We start from the raw sequence: 17975 nt of genomic DNA, 5'->3' as shown, positions 1-17975 counted from the left end.
GGATCGGCACCCGGGGCGGGGTCGTGCGACGGTGACGGATGTCGCAGCGCGCGGCACGCGGCATCCCTCACCGCGGTTCCTGGTCAGCCCTCGAACGCCACCGTCCACTGGGCGTCGGCGCCGTCGGCGATCGACACCCAGGCCTTCGGCACGGCCACCACGGTGACCTCGCCGCGTGCCTGGAACTTGTCCTTCTCGACGAGCTCGCCGTCGACGTAGTAGGCGAAGGCCGGGTCGTGCGGGATCTGCACCTCGTCGTGCTCGCTGCCCGGGCGGTCCTTGAACTTCGGTCCGACCGGCGCCGCCGGCGCCGTCAGCACCGGGACGTCGGCGAAGTCCATGTCGCTCGCCAGGTAGAACGACGTGTACGCCGGCTGGTTGTACGTCGTCTGCTGGCGGGCGGTCTCGGCGCGGTACTGCACGTCGTGCATGAGCGTCGTGAGCTTGTGCGTCGTGACCTCGGTGGGCGTGGAGATGCGCAGCGCGGTCGAGTCCGCGGTGCGTACGAGGAGCTCCTCGCGCCAGTCGCCGAACACGTCGGCGACGAGCGACGGATTGCCCTTCGTGCCGTTGTTCGTGCGCGTGCCGTGAGCCGTGAGCACGCGGCCGCGCTCCCAGTCGTCGATCGTCGTGGTGGCGTTGCCGCTGCCGTTCACGATCTGGGTCGTGAGGTCGGGCGACCAGCGGATCGACATGTTGGTGCCGGGGATGGACGACGACAGGATGTCGCCGGTCGCGCTGAGCAGCCCGCTCGCCTCGGTGCCGCCGGGCATGCTCGCCCAGACCTCGATGCCGGGCACGTCGCTGCGGACGTCGCCGATCATCGCACGGCCGGTGTCGCGGCCGGAGTACGCGCCGAACAGCGCCTCGCCGGTCGCGGCGTCGCGGAGTACCGACCCGTACGGCGCGTACGTGCCGCCCTCGTGCGCGGTCCACACCTCGATGCCCTCGCGTGCCGGGTCGATGTCGGTGACGTGCATGGCGTCGCCGTGGCCGAGGCGCACGTTCTCGCCCGGTGCGGCGCTGCCGGGGGGCAGCACGTCGAACGAGCTGTAGAGCAGGCTGCCGTCGTCGTCGATCGTGGCCGACCCGTACACGACCTCGTGCTTGCCGTCGCCGTCGACGTCGGCTGCGCTGAGCGAGTGGTCGCCCTGGGTCGTGATCGTCGCGAACTCGGGGTCGGTGCCGTCGCGGCCGTGCGGCGAGTCGTTGAACGGGTTCGACATGGGCACGTGTCCGCTGTCGACCGACCAGCGCTCGCTGAGCTGCTCACCGTCCCAGTCGTAGGCGACCATGGTGGAGCGCGTGTAGTAGCCGCGCGCGAACAGCGCCGACGGGTGCTCGCCGTCGAAGTAGCCGACGCCGGAGAGGAACCGGTCGACGCGGTTGCCCGGCTCGATGCGGGCCATCGCGTAGTCGCCCCACAGCAGCCCGTCGTCGTCGCGACCGGGCTCGTAGGTGATGGTCTGCAGCTCCTCGCCCGTCGCGCTGTCGAAGACGGTCAGGTACTCCGGGCCGTCGACGATGAAGCCCTCGAAGTTGCGCAGCACGTTCCGGGTGCTGCGCGAGGGCGCGTAGACGTCGATGAAGTGGTCGACGAGCTCCTCGGCGCTCTCCTTCGAGAGCGGGTACTGGTGGCTCACCGGGATGCCGAACGCCTCCTCGAGCGTCGCGGGCCAGTTCCCGGCGACCACCTCGGGGTGCTCGGTCCAGCTCTGGAACATGCCCACGAGGTGCTGCTCGTAGTCGGCGGCGCTCATGCGGTAGTCGTCGTCGTGCGAGTAGCCGGCTGCGACATCCGCCTCGGGCATCGTCACGTGCCGCTCGCCGGCGACCGTGCCGTCGGCGGCGTAGGTGATCGACTTCGTGCCGGGCGCGGTCTTCAGCATGGTCTCCGAGCGACCGTCGCCGTCGAAGTCGTACACGAGGAACTGCGTGTAGTGCGCTCCCGCGCGGATGTTCACGCCGAGGTCGATGCGGTTCAGCAGCGTGCCGTCGAGCTCGTAGGTGTCGAGGTAGACCGGTCCGGTGTAGCCGACCTGGGAGACGTCCTTCGAGTTCGACGGGTCCCACTTGACCACGAACTCGAACTGGCCGTCGCCGTCGACGTCGCCGACCGACGTGTCGTTGGCCGAGTAGGTGTACGGCTCGCCCGCCTCGCCCCAGATCACGCCGGGCGGCGTCACGCCGTCGGCGGGCTTCTGCAGCGCAAGGTCGTAGTACCCCTGGGCCCACGCGGATGTCACGGCGCTGGCCTCGAGCTCGACGCCGTTGACGATCGGCGCCACGGCGTACTCGGCGGCGGCCGTGCCGTCGGCGTCGGCGTAGTTCGTGCTGTCGGTCACGGTGGCCAGGCGCTCGCCGTCGCGGTAGACCGCGAAATCGGGACCGGCGAGACCCGTATCGGTCGCCCCGGTCGCCTCGGAGGCGAGCAGGCGCCAGCTGAGGAACACGCCCTCGCCCGTGGCGACGGCGACGAGCCCGCGGTCGAGGACTTCGAGTTGCGGGGTTCCGGCCGGCGGACCGGCGTCGGGCGGTGCCGCGGTCGCGGGCTGTGCGACCCCGGCGATCAGGCAGCCGGCGGCGGCGACCGCCAGCGCTGCGCGGAACGGATGGTGTCCGAGATTCATCGTCGAATCGCTCTCTGGGCGTCAGGGTGCCCGTCGTTGGGATAGCGCTTTCCGTGCCTGGCCGAGGCTACCCCCCGAAGGTGGGCGGGTCAAGACCTCGGTAGTCTGGGGCCGATGCCGACGACACCGAGTCCTGCGATCGAGGACTACCTCAAGACGGTGTACGCCCACACCGAGTGGCAGCCCGACCCCATCACGCCGTCGGGTCTCGCCGCTGCGCTCGGCGTCGCACCGTCGTCGGTCACCGAGATGGTCAAGAAGATGGCGGCGCAGGGGCTCGTGCAGCACGTGCCCTACGGGGCGATCCGGCTGACCGAGGCCGGACGGACGCGTGCGCTGGCCGTCGTCCGCCGGCATCGGCTCATCGAGACCTGGCTCGTCGGCGAGATGGGCTACGCGTGGGACGAGGTCCACGACGAGGCCGAGGTCCTCGAGCACGCGCTGTCCGACCGGCTGCTGGAGGCCATCGACCTCCGTCTCGGCCGCCCGGTGCGGGACCCCCACGGCGACGCCATCCCGGCCGCCGACGGCACGCTCGTGAGCGAGCCCGCCGTGCGGCTCGACGAGGCCGCCGCCGGGCACGTCGGCCGTGTCATCCGCATCAGCGATCGCGACCCGGCCGTGCTTCGTGAACTGCACGGAGCCGGCGTCGGCCCCGGCAGCGAGCTGCGCGTCGCGGATGGCGCGGACGCGGCATCCGTCACCGTCGTCGTCGACGGCGCATCGCGCTCCATCCCGACCGAGGCGGCCGCGGGCATCTGGGTCTCGGCCTGAGCCCTCAGCGAACGTTCGCCCCGAACCCTCCCGCTCGCGCGTTCCGTCGGCGAGGATGTGGGAATGGGCCACGCGGGCGAGAAGATCACTCCCGAACTCACTGACGCGCAGTGGGACCGATTGCGACGCTACGGCACGCCGCAGCAGACGGCAGCCGGCGACGTGCTGTTCCGCACCGGCGACCGGCGGTACGACCTCATCCTCGTCGAGACGGGCGAGGTCGAGGTGGTGCGCGAGGCGCTCTGGTGGACCGAGGAGGCGAGCCTTGCGACGCTCGGCGCCCGCACCTTCGTGGGCGAGCTCGGGCTCCTGAACGGGCAGCGCGCGTTCCTGACGGCGCGCGTCACCGAGCCGGGCCGGATCCTGCGCATCGACCACGACGCGCTCCAGAAGATGATGGCCGAGGACGACGAGCTGTGCGATCTCATGCTGCGCACGCTCTGGGCGCGCCGCGAGATGCTCCGGCACGGGCCGGCGGCCTGGACGCTCAAGATCGTCGGGTCCTCCCGCTCGGCGGAGTCGACGGCGCTGCGGCGCTACGCCGAACGGCTCGAGCTCGTGCACACGTGGGTCGACGTCGACGACCCCGGGCTCACGCACGACGTCTGGTCGCACGGCTACACGCGCGCCGACATCCCGGTCGCGATCGTGCAGGGCGAGATCGTGCGCAACGCCACGCCGGGGCAGGTCGCCGAGATGCTCGGCCTCGCGTACACGGCCGACGACGACGTCGAGTTCGACCTCGCCGTCGTCGGGGCCGGTCCCGCGGGACTCGCCGCCGCGATCTACGGCGCCTCCGAGGGGCTGCGCACCGTGCTGCTCGACGCGGTCGCCCCCGGCGGCCAGTCGGCCACGACCTCGCGCATCGAGAACTACCTCGGCTTCCCGTTCGGCGTGAGCGGCGACGCGCTGACCTCGCAGGCCTCGCTGCAGGCGTTCAAGTTCGGCGTCCGCATCGCCGCCCCGTGTCCGGTGGTGCGGCTGGACGCGGATGCCGGCGTGCACCGCCTGCTCCTGGCCGACGGCACGATCGTTCGCGCGCGGGCCGTGGTCGTGACCACCGGCGTCGCGTATCGCGGCCTGCCGCTCGAGCGCTGGGACGACTTCGAGGGCGCGGGGATCCACCACGCCGCCTCCGAACTGGAGCTGCGGCAGGTCGCAGGCTCCGACGTGGTCGTCATCGGCGGCGCGAACTCGGCGGGGCAGGCGGCGCTCGCCCTCGCCGGCAAGGCGTGCCGCGTTCGCCTCGTCGTGCGATCGGGCGACCTGGCCGACCGGATGTCGAGCTACCTCGTCGACCGGATCCGCGAGGACTCCCGCATCGACGTGCACACGGGCACCGAGGTGGTCGCGCTGCACGGCGACGACCGGCTGAACGGCGTCACGCTCCGCGGCGCGGGCGACGAGACCGTCGAGTGCGCGGGCCTGTTCTGCTTCATCGGCGCGGTGCCCGCCACCGACTGGCTGGTCGAGCTCGAACGAGACGAGGACGGCTTCGTGCACACGGGCGCCGACGTGATGGGGCTCGGCGACGCCTGGCGCGACCTCGGCCGAATGCCGCTGCCCTTCGAGACCTCCGTGCCGCGCGTCTTCGCGGCCGGCGACGTCCGCCGCGGCTCGATGAAACGCGTCGCCGCGGCCGTCGGCGAGGGGTCGAGTGCGGTCGCCTCCGTGCACCGTGCGCTCGCTGCGCTGGAGGTCTTCGCATGACGGAGACGTTCCCGCCGCCGTCCGGCACCGGCTGCGTCGAGTGCCTCGAAGGCGGCGGGTGGTGGTGGCACCTGCGCCGCTGCGTCGAGTGCGGTCACGTGGGCTGCTGCGACTCCTCGCCCGAGCAGCACGCCAGCCGGCACGCGCACGAGACCCGGCACGCCGTGGCGACCTCGTTCGAGCCCGGCGAGGACTGGTTCTGGGACTACCTCGCGGGCGAGCCGGCCCGCCCGGTCCCGCTGCCGCCGCCGCACTCGCGGCCGGAGGACCAGCCCGCGCCCGGGCCGGATGGTCGCGTGCCGGCGAACTGGAAGAGCCTGCTGCACCGGCCGTGAGGAGGCCGTGAGGAGGCCGTGAAGCGCGGGCGGGCGGCATCCGCCGTTCATCGGGCCGTGATCTGGGCACCCTAGGCTTGGCGCATGGCGAAGCGCGAAGAGGTCGAGGCCTGGCTGACCGACATGGACGGCGTGCTCGTGCACGAGAACCACCCCCTGCCCGGCGCGTCCGAGCTCCTCCAGCAGTGGGAGGACGCGGGCGTGCCCTACCTCGTGCTCACCAACAACTCGATCTTCACGGCGCGCGACCTCTCAGCGCGACTGCGCGCGTCGGGCCTCAACGTGCCGGAGGACCGCATCTGGACCTCCGCGCTCGCGACCGCCGACTTCCTCAAGCAGCAGCTGCCCGGCGGCTCGGCGTTCGTGATCGGCGAGGCCGGCATCCTCACCGCCCTGCACGACGCGGGCTTCGTCATGACCGAGACGAACCCCGACTTCGTGGTCGTCGGCGAGACCCGCAACTACTCGTTCGAGGCGATCACGAAGGCGATCCGCCTCATCGGCTCCGGCGCCCGGTTCATCGTCACCAACCCGGATGCCACGGGGCCGAGCGCCGAGGGCCCGCTCCCGGCGACGGGCGCGATCGCCGCGCTCATCACGAAGGCCACCGGCAAGGAGCCCTACGTGGTGGGCAAGCCGAACCCCATGATGTTCCGCTCGGCGCTGAACAAGATCGGCGCGCACTCCGAGCACACCGCGATGATCGGCGACCGCATGGACACCGACATCGTCGCGGGCATCGAGGCCGGCCTGCACACCGTGCTGGTGCTCACGGGCATCAGCGACCAGGCCGAGATCGAGAAGTACCCGTTCCGGCCCGACGAGATCCTCGAGGGCGTCTCCGAGCTGCTCGCACTCGAGCCGGTGGAGACCGAGCTCTAAGGACATCCGGGCGGGGCGGATGGCGCGTCAGCGCGCCTCACGGACGGACCGGCGCCTGCAGCTCGATCTCGCGCCCGCGGTCCCAGGGCTCGGTCCAGCCGAGCTCGTCGAAGAGCACGTCGAGGACCATCGCGGTGAAGCCCCACACCAGGCGTTCGGCGCCGGCGCCGTGCACGGTGAACGCCGGCCCGCGCCACTCCATGCCCTCGCGGCGAATGACGGTCGTGCAGCGATTGGCCGGATCGAGCAGGTCGGCGACCGGAACGCGGAACACCGCCGACGACTCGGCATGGTCCACCGGTGCGACCGGGGTCGGCGCGGACCACCAGGCGAGCACGGGCGTCACGAGGTGGCTCGAACGGGAGAGCGGGATCTCCTCGAGCGCGCCGAGCACCTCGACGCCGCTCGGATCGAGGCCCGTCTCCTCGCGCGCCTCGCGCAGCGCGGCCTGCATCGGATCGGCGTCGCCCTCATCGACCCGGCCGCCGGGGAACGCGATCTGCCCCGCGTGGGAGCGCAGCGTGGTCGCGCGCGCGAGCAGCAGCACGTCGAGGTCGCGCGAGACGGCGCGCGCCTGCGCCTCGTGATCGCTCGGGAGCCCGTCGAGGACGCCGAACAGGATGAGCACGGCCGCTGATCGCGCGCCGTCCTCGGCCGCCTCGCCCACCGCGGCCCACCGCTCGGCGAGCCAGCTGCGGCCGGCGAGCGCGGCCAGTTGGGCGCGGGCGGTGCCGGGCGCGTCGTCGCGAGGAGTCACCCGTCGAGGGTAACGCCCACACGCGGTCCCAGCGCCGTCAGAAGTTTCGGCCCCGCTCGATCTGGCGCTCGACGTCGATGATGGCGTCGGCCTGTTCCCGGTTGCGACCACGCAGGCGCTCGGCCTGGCGCCGTCGTGAGAACGCCCACTGCGTCAGCCCCCACACCGCGAGGATGACCAGCCCTCCGACCCAGAACGTCCAGTCCATCGTCCGTTCGCCTCCCCTCGGGGCGTGCCGTCCGGGTCGGCGCGTGGGCGCCGGGCACCCTGCGAATCTACTCCTGCCGCGCCACGGTCGGCATGCGATCAGGCCAGCCGTCCGCATGCCGGTTCGATGCCCCCGGCGTAGCCGAACGACCCGATCAGGGCGCGTTCCGGTCCTCCGAGGAGCCGTCGTCCGTGCGAGCGTCCGAGCCCGTCGATCGGTCGCGGAATCGAGGGTCCTCGTCGACCTCGTCCTCCGGGCGCGGGCGTTGCGACCAGCGCCGCTCGTGCAGGAACACCCGCGACAGGATGAAGAGCGCGAGGATGACGACGCCGCCCACCCAGAAGGTCCAGTCCACGTCCGACTCCCCGCCTCAGGCCAGTCGGCCGTATGCGAGTTCGACGCCCGACCAGAACCGCTCGACGTCGAGGCCGACGGCGACGCGGGCGTTGGGTTCGCGCGCGAGCATGCCGTCGAGGTCGACGCTGGTGGCGCCCACGGTCTCCGAACCGACGAGCTCGACGTCGAGGCGCGTGTGCACGACCTCGACGGCGTCGGGGTCGGCGAGCACGGCGACCGCGACTGGGTCGTGCAGCGGACCGTCGGGCATCCCGAACACCTCGTCGTTGGTGCGGCAGAAGAACTCGAGCAGCTCGTCGCCGAACGCCGCGGTGCGGTTGCCGACCGCGGCGAGGCGGTCGCGCACGCGACCGGTCACGAGGGCGCGGTGCGTGACGTTGAGGCCCACCATCGTGAACCGGACGCCGCTGCGCAGCACGAGGTCGAGCGCCTCCGGGTCGACCCACGCGTTGAACTCCGCATACGGCGTGACGTTGCCGCGCTCGGTCGAGCCGCCCATCCACACGACCTCGCGGACGCGGCTCGCGAGATCGGGGCGATCCCGCAGGAACACGGCGACGTTGGTGAGGGGGCCCGTCGCGATGATCGCCACCGGCTCGGATGCCGCGGCGAGCGTGTCGGCGATGAGCTCGATCGCCGACCGCGGGTCGAGCGGCACGGGCGCCGCGACCGCGTCGGGATCGCCGGGGTCGGGCAGCTCGGGACCGCCGAGGCCGTTCTCGCCGTGGATCCACTCCGCGGTCGACAGTTCCCGCGCGAGCGGGCCCGGCGCACCGGCCGCGACCGGCACTCCCGCGACGCCGGCGACCGCGAGCGCGACGCGCGCGTTGCGGCTCGTGTGCTCGAGCGGCACGTTCCCCCCGACGGTCGTCACCGCGAGCAGCTCGAGCGCGGGATGCCCCGCCGCGAGCCACAGCGCCATCACGTCGTCGTGGCCGGGGTCGCAGTCGACGATCACGGGAACGGTCACCGCGCCTCCATCCGTTCGGCCAGTTCGAGCACCGCGTCGCGCGCGGCGTACGAGTCGACGGTTCCGCGGCGCTGCACCGCGAGCGCGCCCGCGGCGACGGCCGCACGCACCGCCTCGGGCATTGTGCGGCCCTCAGCGAGCATCGCCGCGAGTGTGCCGGTCGCGGCGTCGCCGGCACCGGTTGTGTCGACGGCCTCGACCACGGGCGGCGCGACCGCCCACGACGCGTCGGCCTCGGCCACGACGGCGCCGCGGGCGCCCAGCGTGACGACGAGCGAGCGGGCGAGGTCGCCGACGCCGGATGCCGCGGCATCCCGCCACGCCTCCGCCGGCGCCTCGTCGGGCAGGGCGCGTCCGAGCCCGAGGGTGCGCGCCTCGTGCACGTTCAGCACGAGCGGATCGGCCACGGCGAGCGCCTCGGCGGCGACGGCCACGGGCGGCGCGAGGTTGAGCACGAAACGCACGCCGGCCGCGTCGCACGCGGCCGCGAGCGCCTCGACGGTCGACACCGGCAGCTCGCCCTGCGTGAGCACGACGGCCGCCGTCGCGATCCGGCCGGCCTCGGCGGCGACGACATCGGGGCCGAAGGACGCGTTCGCACCCGCCGTCACGACGATGGTGTTCTCGCCCGAGCCCGACACGGTGATCTGGGCGATGCCCGTGGTCTCGCCGACGACGGCGGTCACGCCATCGGTCGGCAGGCCGAATGCGGCCAGCGCCCGCAGCGGCACCTCGGCGTTCGCGTCGTCGCCGATCCGCGCGACGAGGTCGACCGGCGCGCCCGCCAGGTGCGCGGCGACCGCCTGGTTCGCGCCCTTTCCCCCGAGGGCGACCCGGAATTCGAGCGAGTGCACCGTCTGGCCGGGGGCCGGGAACTCGCGCACGTAGCTCGTCGCGTCGACGTTCACCGAGCCGAACACGACCACGGTGCCCCGGGGCGCCACGACGTCAGGCCTGCGGGCCGGCGCCCTGCACGCTCACCGCGAGCGGCTCGCCGCCCGACCGGTTCACGAAGCAGTAGAACGTGCGGTCGCCGGTGGTCCACTGTTCCTCGGTCACCGGGTACGACGCCTGCATCTGCAGGTCGGTCACGTCGCCCACGGCTGCCGGGTCGATCACGCCCTCGGCCGCGCACAGCTGCGCGACCTGGGCTGCGACCTCGGCCTCGCCGGGGAAGGCCGCCGCCTGGTCGGTCGACACCTCGCCGCGGAGGACGAGCTGCGCGGCGTGCGGCGCCGCGCAGTCGACGACCGTGAACTCGTCGGCCCACGCGTCCTCGAACGGCTCGAGGCACTCGCCCCCGAACAGCTGGTTCCACGGGTACACGCCGGGTGCCTGCATGGCGGTCGGGTCGGGAAGGTCGACCGTGCCCTGAGCGTCGGACGCCGCCTGCTCGGACCCGCCGCCGCCGAGCACCCGCGTGACCATCGCGAACCCGCCGACCACCAGCAGCACCGCCGCGAGCGCGCCGGCGATCCACGCGAGCACCTTGACGGGCGAACGCCCGCCGCCGTCGGCCTGCTGCGCCGGACGGCTGCCGCCCGCGCCGGCTCCGGCCGGACGAGCTGCGCCCTCGCGGCCGTACCGGTCGTCGGGGGCGTAGCGGTCGTCACGGCCGAACGGATCACCGTAGCGGTCGTCGCGCGCGAAGGGGTCGCGGGCGAAGGGGTCGTCGCGCGGATCGAACCGGTCGGGCCGCACGTCGGGGCCGGGTGCGGTGCGAGCGGATGGCGCGTCGGGGACCACGCCCATCGGACCGGTCACGCCGAAGCCCGAGCCGCCGAAGAGCGCCGCCAGGCCGTCGCCGGTGTCGGGCGCCGGCTCGGTCGGGCGGCGGTCGTCGCGGTGCTCGTCGCGGCCGGCGAAGGGGTCGTCGCGCACGCCGAACGGGTCGTCGAAGCCGGCGACGGCGGCATACGCGTCGTCGCCCCCGTCACGGCGGGCCTCGTCCTCATCCTGCGCGAACCGGGCGAACGGGTCCTCGGGACCCTCGTCGGCGCGGCCGTCGTCGCCGAAGCGCGGCACCGAGGCATACGTGTCGGCGCCGAACGGCTGGTCGTCGCGCGCCGGCGGCGCGCCGGCGCCGGAGCGGCGGCGGGGTCCGGCGGTCTCGTCCTCCGGCTCCGCCTTCGGGTCGCGACCCGTGGGGTCGGGCGTGAGGTTCCAGAAGTACCCCGTCTGCGCGAGCTCGCGGGCCATGGGCGAGCCGTCCTCGCGCTCCCACGGCGCGCGGTCACCGCGGTCGGTCGGCTCCGGCGTCCGCTCGTCGCGGGCGCGGTCGTCGCCCGGCTCCGGCATCCACTCGTCGCGGTACCGGTCGTCGGCGGCCGGCTCGACCGGCTGCCGTCGCTCGCGCTCGGCCACCTCGTCGGCGTACCAGCGCACGTCGTCGTTCGCGTCGCGACCGGAATCCTGCCACTCCGGCGGCCACGGCGACCCGTTCGCCTCGTCGCCCCATCGATCGCCGTCGCCTCCGGCGTCGTGACGGGCCTCCTCGCGGTCGTCGCCGGGCTCGTGCGTCCGAGGGTCGTACGCGCCGCGGTCGTCGTAGCCGCGCTCGCCATAGGCGCCGGGGCCGTCGTAGCCGCGCTCGTCGTAGCCGCTGCGCTCGTCGTAGCCGCCGCGCTCGTCATAGCCACCGCGCTCGTCGTAGCCGCCGCGCTCGTCATAGCCGCCGTCGTGCCCACGGTCGTCGTACCCGCGCTCATCGGCGCCGACGCGGTCGCGCCAGTCGCCGCCGCGTCCATCGGCGGCGCCGTCGTCCCAGCGCTGCTCGGCGCGAGGCGTCTCGTCCTCCGTGAGGGCCGACCAGAGTTCGTCGTCGTAGTCGGCTCCGGCCGGCGGGAACGCGGGCGGATTCGACGGGGTCATCGGCGTGAACGACTGCCGGGCGACGGGCGGCGGCGTGAAGCCCGCGAAGGGCGATGCCGACTCGGCGGGAGGCTGCGCTGCGGCCCCGCGCTCGTCGTCGCGGTCGCCGAAGGCGCCCTGGTCGCGGGGGTCGGCCCAGTCGCCGTCGTCGGCGTGGTCGTTCCAGGCCGGCTCGGGCCCCTGTTGCGGCTCGGGCTCCCAGTGCGGCGGCTCGTCGCGGTGCGGGTCATCGCGTCGCGCCTCCGCCGCCGGCTCGGACAGCTGGCGGAACGCCGCTCGGAGTCCGTCCTCGGAGTCGGCATCCTGTTCGCCCCAGGTGAGTGCGAAGCTCGCGGGCGGCGTGACCGGCCCGGGCGGAGGCAGGTGCGGTGTCTCGGGTGCGGCGGGCCGGCCGCCGAACGCGGGTGGAACCGGCGAGCCGACGGGGGGCTCGACCGAGGTCAGTCGCTCGGACGCTCCGGGCGGAGCCGGCGCCTGCGGGGGCACGGGGCGAGCGGGCTCCTCCCAGGCCGGACGGCTCCAGCCGGGCTGGTTCCAGGCGGGCGGCGCCTGCGGCGGCGCAGGCTCCTGACGCTGGATCGGCTCGCCCACGACGGGCAGCGCCCGCGTCACGGCGTCGGTGTCGGTGTCGGCGGCGGGCTCGGCGAGCGAGAACCAGTCGAGCGACTCCTCACTGCGACGACGTGCCCGGTCGGCCGAGGGCGGCGTGGCAGGCTCGGCCGGTGCGGGCGGCTCGGGAGCGACGGGCGACTGCGGCGGGGTCGTGCGACCCTCGAGGTCGGGTCGTCGACCGCTGCCGAGCTGGCGGAGCAGCCAGTCGGCGTCGTCGAAGTCGCCCGAGTCGTAGCGTCCGTCGCGTCCGTTCATTGCAGTCCCAGGTCCTTCAATCCGATGGCCGCGAGGTAGGGGACCCCTGCGGCCTCGATGACTTCGCGCGCGCCGGTGTCGCGATCGACCACGACGGCGACGGCGGCGATCTCGGCGCCGGCGGTGCGCAGCGCCTCGATCGCCTTGAGCGGGGAGCCCCCGGTGGTCGAGGTGTCCTCGAGGACGACGACCCGCCGGCCGGCGACATCGGGCCCCTCGACCTGCTTGCCGCGGCCGTGGTCCTTCGGCTCCTTGCGCACGACGAACGCGTCGTAGGCGAGGCCGCGCGCGGCGCCCTGGTGCAGGACCGCGGTCGCGATCGGGTCGGCGCCCATGGTCATGCCGCCCACGGCGGAGACATCGGGAATCGGGGCGATGAGGTCGAGCATCACCTGGCCGATGAGGGGGGCGACCCGGTGATCGAGGCTGACCTTGCGGAGGTCGACGTAGTAGGACGCCTTCTTGCCGCTGGTCAGCGTGAAGTCGCCGTGGAACACCGCCTCGTTCGAGATGTGGTCGATGAGTCGGCGGCGCGCGTCGGTGGCGAGCGGGGTCCCGGATGTCACCCGAATACTCTACGTCGTGCTTCCTGAACGCCCGAGGCCGGATTCCGGGAGGGCGCGGGCGCGTGATGCGGCGCGTCGCTCAGTCGTCGGAGCGGCCGCGGCGTCGTCGCCGCGACGAACGAGTGGTCGTCGCCTCCGCGATGCGGCTGAGCACGGGCTCGTCGGAGGGCGCGAGCACCGCCGGCAGGTCGATGTGGAACTCCGACAGCTCCTCGGCGCTGCGGCGCACGAAGCGGTAGAGCGCCGAGCCGATGAGCACGCCGAGCGCGATCGACATCACCGTCACGAACGCGGCCGAGAAGTCGGCGAGGCCGGCCGACGCGGCGACGGCTCCCTGGGTGACGCCGATGAGGCCCGCCGCGCCCGGCACGAGCACCCAGAACGCCGGCAGGAAGATCATCTGCGACGGCACCCCGCCGCGGCGCAGGTCCTCGATCCAGAGCACGAGCGGCGCGACGACCAGGGCGCCGAAGAAGCCGCTCACCGGCGGGCCGAGCAGGACCGCGCCCAGCTGTTGCGCGCCGTACGCCACGACGAGCGCGAGGAGCACCCAGCCGTACGTGCGGCCCGGCGCCGCGAAGTGCAGGTATGTGCCGAGCGCGTACAACGCGAGCCCGATGCCGGCGACCCACCACGGCAGCGTGGCGGTCACGTCGAGCGGCGAGTAGCTCTCCTCGCCGACGCCGACGATCGTCCCCGCCGAGAGGATGCCGAAGGCGAGCAGCGCGAGTTGCACGACGCCGGCCCCCAGCCGGGAGGTGCCCGCCACCATCTGTCCCGCCGCGAGCTCGCGGACACCGGTGGTCAGGAGCGCTCCCGGGAGGAACGTCGCGAGCGGCGCGATCAGCACGCGGAGCGGGTCGCCGACCTCGACGTACGGCGCGATGAGGAACACGATGAGCGCGCACACGAACGAGGCGACGATCGGCAGCACGATGATGAGGGTCTGCGACCGTACCAGCTTCGCGACGCCGATGAGCGCGCCGAGCCCGAAGCCCACGAGCGCGGCCTGCCAGCTCGGGGCGAGCAGCAGCGCGAGCCCCGCGGTGAGGATTGCGTGGCCGAGCGTCCGCATGAACCAACGCCGCGACGGCGGCATCGAGCCGATCTCGTTCAGGCGGCGGATGCCGTCGGCGGGCGTGATCCCGGCCGTGCGGGCCTGTCGCACCAGCCGCCCCATCGCGGCGATCTGGTCGAACCGGAACGACGCCTGGACCGACTGCAGCGCGACGCGCGCCGTGTCGCCCCGTCCGGTCTGCACGATCGCGATCGTGGGCAGGACGACCACGTCGACGTCCTCCCAGCCGTACGCGCGGGCGATCTGCACGATCTCGGCGCGGATGCGGTCGGTCGACTCGGCCGACGCGGTCATGCCCTCGGCGAGGCCGAGCAGGAAGGTGCGCAGGAGCGCCGGGTCGTCGACCGCGCGGTCGGCGTCGTGCCGGCCGGGCCCGTCGGGAGGCGTCGGGGTGATGGGCATCATCCGTCCCTATCGATCGGCGCCGGCGTCGGGCGATGCGCCGGGCGTGGCGGATGTCGCGAGCACGCGCATCGGCAGCGGCGTCGCGGTCACGTCGTCGCCGTCGGCCTCCACGCGCAGGGCGAGCCCGCCCGGCTCGGCGCCGAGCGCGGTCACGAACTCGGCGCGTCCGCCGGTGCCGGCGAAGTGCAGCGACTGGAACTCGCCGACCGCGTACCCGCCCGGGAGCTCGCCGCGGCGGATCGCACGTTCGAACACCGGCCGCCGACGCGGGTCGACGTCGGCGTGCGCGCAGAACGAGCCGGGCACGAAGCCGAGTCCTTCGGGCAGGGCGCGCAGCGTCGGCCCGTAGCTGTCGGTGATCCCGCCCTCGAACCAGCAGATGGCTCCGGCGCTGCCGCCCGTGAGCACGACGCCGGAATTGGGGTCGCTCCACATCTCGGCGAGGATGTCGTCGAGGCCGTGGCGACGCCAGACGTCGAGCAGGTTGGCGGTGTTGCCGCCGCCGACGTGGATCACGTCGAATCCGCGCACGAACGCGGCGAGGTCGTCGACGTCGCGCGCGAACAGCGGCAGGTGGCGCGGCACGCAGCGATCGGCGTGGAAGGTGGAGTAGAAGGCGAGCGCATCGGCGGGATCGTCGCCGGCCGCGGTGCCGACGAAGAGCACCCGGGGACGCTCCTTGCCCGTGAGCCGGAGCACGTAGTCGTGAGTGGGGTCGTCGCGTCGTGCCATGAGGGCCATGCCGGCCCCGCTCGCGACCACGTGCGCCATCGGGTCCTCTCGCGTCGTCGGGCTCGGAGTCGTCGAGCCGCCGGCGCCTCACCGGCGGCGACCCCGCCCGGTCACGCTATCGGCCGATCACGGCGGATGTCGAGGCGGTCGCCGAATGCAGAAGGGCCGCCCCGCGGGGTGTCCCTCCCCCGCGCGGCGGCCCTGCTCGGAACGGCGGGCGTTCCGTGGTCGCGCGACTCAGACGGTGCGCGCGAAGGTCTCGCGCGGCTGGCGACGGTATCCGTCGCGAGCGGTGACGACGACCGAGCTGACGAGGCCGACGACCGAGACGACGGCGAGCATGAGGTAGAAGGACATGGCGGTTTCCTTTCGGCGGGAACGTGAGGATGTCGGGCGATCCGGTGCGCCCTTGCACATGTCCGACAGGTCTATTGTTGCGCGGGAAACAATTCAGCACAAGCGCACAGAACTACACTAAAGATGTAGCCTAGCTACATGGATGTAAACCGTCTCGACCTGCTCCGCGAACTCGCCGAACGCGGCAGCGTGACCGCCGTCGCCGAGGCCACCGGCCGCACCCCGTCGGCGGTCTCCCAGCAGCTGAAGGTGCTCGAGCGCGAGGCCGGCATGCCGCTGACCGAGCGGGTCGGTCGCGGCATCGTGCTGACCAGCGCCGGGCACGCGCTCGCGCGCAGCGCGACCGAGGTCGCGATCGCCCTCGAGCGCGCCACCGCGCTGTGGGACGAGTTCCGCAACCACCCCAGCGGCGAGGTCACGCTGCTCACGTTTCCCACCATCGGGGCGACACTGCTGCCCTCGGTGCTCTCCGACCTCCGCTCGGTCGCCGGGCTCGTCGTGCGCGCGACCGACCTCGACCCCGAGCTGGCCGAGTTCCCCGAGCTCACCAACGAGTTCGACATCGTCCTCGCGCACACCATGCCGGGCGAGCTCCCGTGGGGCGGCCGGGGCCTGCGCGCCCTGCCGTTGCTCACCGAGCCGCTCGACATCGGCATGCGCGCCGACCACCGGCTCGCCGGGCGCGCGTACGTCACGCCCGCCGACCTGGTCGACGAGACGTGGCTCGGCGTGCCGTCCGGCTACCCGTTCGAGCGGATCCTGCACGCCATCGAGCAGGCGGCCGGCGGGCGCGTGGAGGTGAGCCAGCGCTTCAGCGACATGCGCATCGTCGAGGCGTTCATCCGTGCCGGGCACGGCATCGCGCTCGTGCCGCGCCTCACGTCGGGCGCCGTGCCCGAGGGCCTCGCACTCAAGCCGCTGCGGGGCGTGCCATCCGTTCGGCAGATCTTCGCACTGGTGCGGCCCGACGTCTCGGAGCGCCTCGCCGTCCGGACCGTGCTCGAGGTGCTCGTCGACCGTGCCGCGCGGCTCGAGCAGTCGTCGGGCCAGCCCACCCGCGGAAGCGGCACGGGCGGCGGCGCGGAGTAGCATCCGAGGATGCCCGACGACGTGATCCTGTTCGACGTGCGCGACGGACTCGCGCATCTCACCCTGAACCGCCCGGCGCGGCTCAACGCCGTCGACCCCGAGGCCATCGCCCGATGGCAGGAGCTGGCGCACGAGATCGCCGAGCGCGACGACATCGGCGCGGTGCTCTTCGACGCGAACGGGCGGGCCTTCTGCGCGGGCGGCGACGTGGTCGCCATGGCCGAGCTCGCCTCGCAGTCGTCGGAGGTCGCGCCGGGCGAGACCGTGCGCCGGCTCGCCGACCGCATCCACGACGGCCACCGCACGCTCCGCGAGAGCACGAAGCCGATCGTCGCGGCCGTTCAGGGCCCGGTCGCGGGCGGCGGCCTGGGCTACATGCTCGTCGCCGACGTCGTCGTCGCCTCCGAGCGTGCGACGTTCGCGAGCCGGTACTCCGACATCGGGCTCACGCCCGACTGCGGCGTGAGCACGCTGCTGCCCGAGGCGGTCGGCGTGCGCCGAGCGCTCGAGCTCACGCTCACCTCGCGCACGCTCACCGCCGCCGAGGCACTCGAGTGGGGACTCGTCGCCGAGGTCGTCGCGCCCGACGCGCTCGATGCCCGAGCCCGCGAGATCGCGGCCGGATGGCTCGGCGGCGCCACCGCCGCATTCGGCCAGACCAAGCGGCTCATGCACTCCGGGCCGGGCCGGCCCTTCGAGGCGGCGCTCGACGACGAGGCGCGCACGATCGGCGCGGCGTTCGAGACGCCCCACGCGCAGCGCGCGGTCACCGCGTTCGCGGCGTCCCGCCGCGACGCAACCCGGTGACGCCACGACTTCCGCTCGGCAGGATGGGGCCATGACCGCCGACCACGACCTCCAGTCCCTGTCCGACGAGATCGGCCGGATCGCGCAGCGACGGTCCGTGCGCATCGCCGCAGCCGAGTCGCTCACCTCGGGCGCGATCGCCAGCGCGCTGGGCCGCGGCGAGGAGGCGTCGGAGTGGTTCGTCGGCGGGGTCGTCGCCTACGCCGAGGACGTCAAGCGCGACGTGCTCGGGGTGACCGCGGCGTCCGTGCTGACGGCGCAGTGCGCGCGCGAGCTCGCCACCGGCGTGGTGCGCCTGCTCGATGCCCACCTCGCCGTCGCCGTGACGGGTGTCGGCGGTCCCGACGCCGAGGAGGGGCTGCCGCCCGGCACCGTGTACGCGGCCGTCACCCTGGGCGACGAGGTGACGGATGCCACGTGGCGGTTCGAGGGCGACCCGTCGGCCGTCGTCGAGCAGACCGTGCTCGCCGCGCTCGGCCTGGGGGGGGGGGGGGGGGGGGGGGGGGGGGGGGGGGGGGGGGGGAGGGGGGGGGGGGGGGGGGGGGGGGGGGGGGGGGGGGGGGGGCGGGGGGGGAGGTGG

Annotated in this window: 17 protein-coding genes; 7 read left to right on the top strand and 10 right to left on the bottom strand. The window is 73.7% G+C overall.

The features are described from left to right. Positions 1–83: 83 nt before the first annotated feature. Positions 84–2630 (bottom strand): rhamnogalacturonan lyase, encoded by a 2547-nt coding sequence (locus ACZ4TW_RS03730; protein WP_465540305.1) that lies wholly within the window; start codon positions 2628–2630, stop codon positions 84–86. 114 nt (positions 2631–2744) lie between these two features. Between ACZ4TW_RS03730 and ACZ4TW_RS03725 the strand changes: the two genes are divergently transcribed. The 4 genes from ACZ4TW_RS03725 (at position 2745) to ACZ4TW_RS03710 (ending at position 6331) form a co-directional block, all read left to right on the top strand. Beyond that, positions 2745–3404 carry a metal-dependent transcriptional regulator gene (locus tag ACZ4TW_RS03725; RefSeq protein ID WP_465540303.1) on the top strand — a complete coding sequence of 220 codons (660 nt, stop codon included), beginning with the start codon at positions 2745–2747 and terminating at the stop codon, positions 3402–3404. A 63-nt stretch (positions 3405–3467) separates the two neighbouring features. After that, positions 3468–5114 (top strand): FAD-dependent oxidoreductase, encoded by a 1647-nt coding sequence (locus ACZ4TW_RS03720; RefSeq protein ID WP_465540301.1) that lies wholly within the window; start codon positions 3468–3470, stop codon positions 5112–5114. Next, positions 5111–5449 carry a UBP-type zinc finger domain-containing protein gene (locus tag ACZ4TW_RS03715; protein WP_465540299.1) on the top strand — a complete coding sequence of 113 codons (339 nt, stop codon included), beginning with the start codon at positions 5111–5113 and terminating at the stop codon, positions 5447–5449. The genes ACZ4TW_RS03720 and ACZ4TW_RS03715 overlap by 4 nt, the downstream gene beginning before the upstream one ends. Positions 5450–5533: 84 nt before the next feature. Beyond that, positions 5534–6331 carry an HAD-IIA family hydrolase gene (locus ACZ4TW_RS03710; RefSeq protein WP_465540297.1) on the top strand — a complete coding sequence of 266 codons (798 nt, stop codon included), beginning with the start codon at positions 5534–5536 and terminating at the stop codon, positions 6329–6331. A 37-nt stretch (positions 6332–6368) separates the two neighbouring features. On the opposite strand, the gene ACZ4TW_RS03705 is transcribed toward ACZ4TW_RS03710, so the two are convergent. From ACZ4TW_RS03705 to ACZ4TW_RS03665, 9 genes are all read right to left on the bottom strand, one after another. Beyond that, positions 6369–7088: an NUDIX hydrolase gene (locus ACZ4TW_RS03705; protein ID WP_465540296.1), complete on the bottom strand. Its 720-nt coding sequence runs from the start codon at positions 7086–7088 to the stop codon at positions 6369–6371. A gap of 37 nt (positions 7089–7125) precedes the next feature. After that, positions 7126–7296: a hypothetical protein gene (locus tag ACZ4TW_RS03700; protein WP_465540294.1), complete on the bottom strand. Its 171-nt coding sequence runs from the start codon at positions 7294–7296 to the stop codon at positions 7126–7128. Between the two features lie 154 nt (positions 7297–7450). Beyond that, positions 7451–7651, bottom strand: coding sequence for a hypothetical protein (locus ACZ4TW_RS03695; RefSeq protein WP_465540292.1), 201 nt, complete (start codon positions 7649–7651; stop codon positions 7451–7453). A gap of 15 nt (positions 7652–7666) precedes the next feature. Continuing rightward, complete coding sequence (locus tag ACZ4TW_RS03690; RefSeq protein WP_465540291.1) at positions 7667–8623, bottom strand: nucleoside hydrolase; 957 nt, start codon at positions 8621–8623, stop codon at positions 7667–7669. Continuing rightward, complete coding sequence (locus ACZ4TW_RS03685; protein WP_465540289.1) at positions 8620–9567, bottom strand: ribokinase; 948 nt, start codon at positions 9565–9567, stop codon at positions 8620–8622. The genes ACZ4TW_RS03690 and ACZ4TW_RS03685 overlap by 4 nt, the downstream gene beginning before the upstream one ends. 4 nt (positions 9568–9571) lie before the next feature. Next, the gene (locus ACZ4TW_RS03680) at positions 9572–12361 is read right to left on the bottom strand and encodes a septum formation family protein (RefSeq protein WP_465540287.1); all 2790 of its coding nucleotides are present in this window, start codon (positions 12359–12361) and stop codon (positions 9572–9574) included. After that, positions 12358–12927 carry an orotate phosphoribosyltransferase gene (gene pyrE / locus ACZ4TW_RS03675; RefSeq protein ID WP_465540285.1) on the bottom strand — a complete coding sequence of 190 codons (570 nt, stop codon included), beginning with the start codon at positions 12925–12927 and terminating at the stop codon, positions 12358–12360. Before pyrE ends, ACZ4TW_RS03680 begins: the two co-directional genes overlap by 4 nt. A 79-nt stretch (positions 12928–13006) precedes the next feature. Continuing rightward, a complete protein-coding gene (locus tag ACZ4TW_RS03670) occupies positions 13007–14407 on the bottom strand; it encodes a threonine/serine exporter family protein (protein WP_465540282.1) in 1401 nt (466 codons plus the stop codon). A 9-nt stretch (positions 14408–14416) separates the two neighbouring features. Next, entirely contained in the window at positions 14417–15181 is a 765-nt protein-coding gene (locus ACZ4TW_RS03665; RefSeq protein ID WP_465540280.1) for a Type 1 glutamine amidotransferase-like domain-containing protein, read from the bottom strand. 456 nt (positions 15182–15637) lie between these two features. Between ACZ4TW_RS03665 and ACZ4TW_RS03660 the strand changes: the two genes are divergently transcribed. The 3 genes from ACZ4TW_RS03660 to ACZ4TW_RS03650 form a co-directional block, all read left to right on the top strand. Beyond that, positions 15638–16588: a LysR family transcriptional regulator gene (locus tag ACZ4TW_RS03660; RefSeq protein ID WP_465540278.1), complete on the top strand. Its 951-nt coding sequence runs from the start codon at positions 15638–15640 to the stop codon at positions 16586–16588. Between the two features lie 9 nt (positions 16589–16597). Beyond that, positions 16598–17395, top strand: coding sequence for an enoyl-CoA hydratase/isomerase family protein (locus tag ACZ4TW_RS03655; protein ID WP_465540276.1), 798 nt, complete (start codon positions 16598–16600; stop codon positions 17393–17395). A gap of 31 nt (positions 17396–17426) precedes the next feature. After that, on the top strand, positions 17427–17975 hold a 549-nt coding region (locus ACZ4TW_RS03650), incomplete at its 3' end, for a CinA family protein (RefSeq protein WP_465540273.1).

The sequence above is a fragment of the Agromyces sp. NPDC029043 genome (assembly GCF_055564615.1).
The sequence above is the reverse complement of the archived record's forward strand: the minus strand, read 5'-3'. Positions and strand labels throughout refer to the sequence as shown.

Excerpts from the sequence above, each read along its gene's own strand:
- ACZ4TW_RS03720 (WP_465540301.1), top strand. The coding sequence starts at position 3,468 with ATGGGCCACGCGGGCGAGAAGATCACTCCCGAACTCACTGACGCGCAG.
- ACZ4TW_RS03665 (WP_465540280.1), bottom strand. The coding sequence starts at position 15,181 with ATGGCGCACGTGGTCGCGAGCGGGGCCGGCATGGCCCTCATGGCACGA.
- ACZ4TW_RS03660 (WP_465540278.1), top strand. The coding sequence starts at position 15,638 with ATGGATGTAAACCGTCTCGACCTGCTCCGCGAACTCGCCGAACGCGGC.
- ACZ4TW_RS03670 (WP_465540282.1), bottom strand. The coding sequence starts at position 14,407 with ATGCCCATCACCCCGACGCCTCCCGACGGGCCCGGCCGGCACGACGCC.
- ACZ4TW_RS03725 (WP_465540303.1), top strand. The coding sequence starts at position 2,745 with ATGCCGACGACACCGAGTCCTGCGATCGAGGACTACCTCAAGACGGTG.
- ACZ4TW_RS03655 (WP_465540276.1), top strand. The coding sequence starts at position 16,598 with ATGCCCGACGACGTGATCCTGTTCGACGTGCGCGACGGACTCGCGCAT.
- ACZ4TW_RS03715 (WP_465540299.1), top strand. The coding sequence starts at position 5,111 with ATGACGGAGACGTTCCCGCCGCCGTCCGGCACCGGCTGCGTCGAGTGC.
- ACZ4TW_RS03680 (WP_465540287.1), bottom strand. The coding sequence starts at position 12,361 with ATGAACGGACGCGACGGACGCTACGACTCGGGCGACTTCGACGACGCC.
- ACZ4TW_RS03730 (WP_465540305.1), bottom strand. The coding sequence starts at position 2,630 with ATGAATCTCGGACACCATCCGTTCCGCGCAGCGCTGGCGGTCGCCGCC.
- ACZ4TW_RS03710 (WP_465540297.1), top strand. The coding sequence starts at position 5,534 with ATGGCGAAGCGCGAAGAGGTCGAGGCCTGGCTGACCGACATGGACGGC.
- ACZ4TW_RS03700 (WP_465540294.1), bottom strand. The coding sequence starts at position 7,296 with ATGGACTGGACGTTCTGGGTCGGAGGGCTGGTCATCCTCGCGGTGTGG.